Origin of the sequence: Flavobacterium sp. SM15 (assembly GCF_022012335.1) — a bacterium.
GTDB lineage: Bacteria > Bacteroidota > Bacteroidia > Flavobacteriales > Flavobacteriaceae > Flavobacterium.
This window is the reverse complement of record NZ_JAKLTO010000021.1, coordinates 1-1689: the sequence shown is the minus strand read 5'-3', so window position 1 is coordinate 1689 and position 1689 is coordinate 1. Positions and strand designations below refer to the sequence as shown.

Genomic DNA, 1689 nt, shown 5'->3' with positions numbered 1-1689 from the left:
TGAACGAAACGAAATAGAAATGAAAAATCTAATTGCTATCTTTATTTTTTATATTTCTCAAATAGGATTTTCTCAATCTATTTTTCCAGAAATAAAATCAAATGCAACTGAAGAAGACAAAACAGAATCAATTATATATAGTTTACTAAGCAATAAATATGAATTTATAATTGCATACACAACTCAATGTTATTGGTGGAGTGATAAAAAGAATTATGTGGTATATGCTTTTAAAAATAATACTTGGGAAAAAATAATTGTAGATTCTAAGAGAAAAAAAAATGGAAATTGGACAAAACCAAAAAGCAAAAGTCATATAATAAGTAATCAAAAAGCAAATGAGCTCATTCAAACATTATCAAAAAAATCTTTTTGGGATCTAAAAAGAGAAGAATTAAATATTGACAAACAAAAAAATGATGATGGTTCAGTAACCAAATTTTCTTTACACGATGGTGTAAACTATCGATTTGAAATTATTACGAAACAAGATTTTAGAATTATTGAATCTTATGAGCCTGAATATTTTCTTGAAAAAATGCCTGAAATAAAAGAGCGAAAAATATTTATTAATTGCAGAGATGATTTTGAAAATTTTATAAAAAACGGCGCCTAACAGCGGTTTGCAGCAAGTGGGGTTTTAGGCAAAACTCCAACTTCTTTTTGTACATTTGGCTTTAGGAATAAACAAACTAAAGGAACAAAAATCCCCACCTGCAGCAAGCCGGCGGGACGTTAGCAGATATTTTACATAAACGAAATGAAAATTCAATCTATCATAATTATTTCAATGCTTGGTTTAATAGTCCAATGCAAAAAGAATGAAACGCAAAAAGTAGAAAAAGTAAAACTGCTTATCGCTGAAAATATCTATGACTTAAGTGGAAATATCAAATTAAATATTTTCTCAGACAGCACTTTTATTTTTAATGTTTTTGAACCAGGTTTTAATTATGAAAAAATTGAAAAATTTAATGGTCGCTGTTACCAAAAAAAAGATACAATATATTTTACCCCATTTGAATTTGAATACAACGATAGTGAAAAAGCAGTAATCAAAAATAATTTTATTGAATTTGTTGGTGGTAAGTTTCCCTTAAAAATTGAAATCAAAGAGAATAAATTAAAAAGTATAAGTTCTTTGAATTTTGAAAAATATAAAGATTACGCAATCTTCTCTTTCGATCAAAATTTTTACAGTCCAACATATTATGATTATAAACCTAACACTATTAAAGCAGTTGATCTAGATCAAAATGATTTAATTAAAGTAGATAAAATTTTAAAGAAATGTTTTTCTGAAAATAGATTAAATCTTAAAGATTTTAATAACTATGTCAAGCAATGCATAACTGTTATGAATTCCAAAAATGAAAAAGAAGTTTGGATAAGTTTATATTGCAAAGATTACAGTATAAATAAGGAATATAAATATTCAACTATTAGGATGAATGATGGAGGAAATTGTAATATTAATCTAAAAATTAACTTGACAAAAGAAAACTATTCAGAATTAAATATTGCAGGCGAAGCATAAAAACATCTGCTAACAGCGGTTTTCTGCAATGGCGGGTCTAGGTGTTTAATGGGACGAACAGGAATCAAAAGTCTTTGCTCCTTTTCAACTTTTTTCTTTCAGCTTTTTCGGTATATTTGTAAACGTCAGTAATAAAAATCCGCCACTGACAG

At 27.1% G+C, this 1689-nt stretch carries 2 protein-coding genes; both read left to right on the top strand.

All coding sequences use genetic code 11. The features are described from left to right. Positions 1-616, top strand: a 616-nt coding sequence (locus LZZ90_RS13940; protein WP_237791316.1) for a hypothetical protein, incomplete at its 5' end; no start/stop codon positions are given. Positions 617-760: 144 nt separating this feature from the next. Beyond that, a complete protein-coding gene (locus LZZ90_RS13935) occupies positions 761-1537 on the top strand; it encodes a hypothetical protein (RefSeq protein ID WP_237791315.1) in 777 nt (258 codons plus the stop codon). Positions 1538-1689 lie beyond the last annotated feature (152 nt).